The organism is Clostridium boliviensis (assembly GCF_033342255.1).
Taxonomy (GTDB): Bacteria; Bacillota; Clostridia; order Lachnospirales; family Lachnospiraceae; genus Lacrimispora; species Lacrimispora boliviensis.
Map to the genome: position 1 here is coordinate 1 of NZ_JAWONS010000068.1, position 1,055 is coordinate 1,055.

1 protein-coding gene is annotated in these 1,055 nt (G+C 46.0%); it reads left to right on the plus strand.

Annotated elements, in window-relative coordinates; genetic code table 11:
* Window positions 1-230: 230 nt before the first annotated feature.
* A partial coding sequence (locus RZO55_RS02975) for a protein kinase family protein (RefSeq protein WP_318062806.1) occupies window positions 231-1,055 on the plus strand: 825 nt, incomplete at its 3' end.

The window sequence follows — 1,055 nt, forward strand, 5'->3', positions numbered from 1 at the left end:
GTTTTTCGGTTTGTCAAGGAATACGAAGATAAAAAGCATTTGGTCGAAGATCCATTCTATCGCCGGCAAAAAGCAGTTGAAGAACTGCAAGCCGCTTTTGAAGAAGAAAAACAGCGGCTTGCAGATGAACCGCAAGCCGCTATGGGATAAGAGTACAAAAAATTATATCACAAAGGGATGAGGGGGCCAAATGCCCCCTTTTCCCGCGATAATCTAGGGGGGTGAATGGAGTGTTTCAGCAAGGGGAAATCTATCGTCAGTTTTATCTTGAGATGGTATCCGACTCCCCTTTTGGGAAATGGGGGATCGGTTCAAAAGAGGAAGAAAAGTTCCTTCTTCAACATATACCGCTCCTTGAATCACCACCGCAAACATTGATCGATCAGTACCTGTCATTAGATCATCCGATGTTAATTCCCTATTTGGAAGTGTATCAAGAGCCGGGTGCACTTGTTTTTGTTCATCCTTATGTGCTGATTGAAAATCTGATTCACCAGATTCCTTTAGACGAAGAGACGGCAGACTTATGTTGTAAGCAATTGGCCGACTTGGAGGCATATTTAAAGGACCAACCCATCCCGATGAAACCCGTCTACCACCCCGAAAACATCGGACTGACGGATGACGGCTATTTGAAGGTATTCCTTTGCGGATCCGGCCATATACAATTAGATTATTCTGACCTAGAAACCTTTCGACAGCTTCTCACTGGCCAAGATCAGAAAGAAGAACAGGTAAAGGAGCAATCGGAGCCTGAAAGTCCCTTGCCCGTTTCTTCACCTCCTCCGTTTCGAGAAGCAAAACCTCAAGTCATGGTTCGTCGTCGAACTGCTGTTATAAGTATTGTCGTTGCAGGCGTTTTTTGTTTTTCGGCAGGAGCATGGATCATGAATGCTTTGCAAGATGAAAAAAACGCTCCGGTACAGGCGGAATCCACGCGCCAAGTAGTAGACCGAGATCCTGAACAAACACCCAAAGCGGCACCTGAACCAGCTCCTGAAAAGCTCACACAGGAAGATATCGATCAGTCCCGGATCGCAGCTGAGAAATTCGTC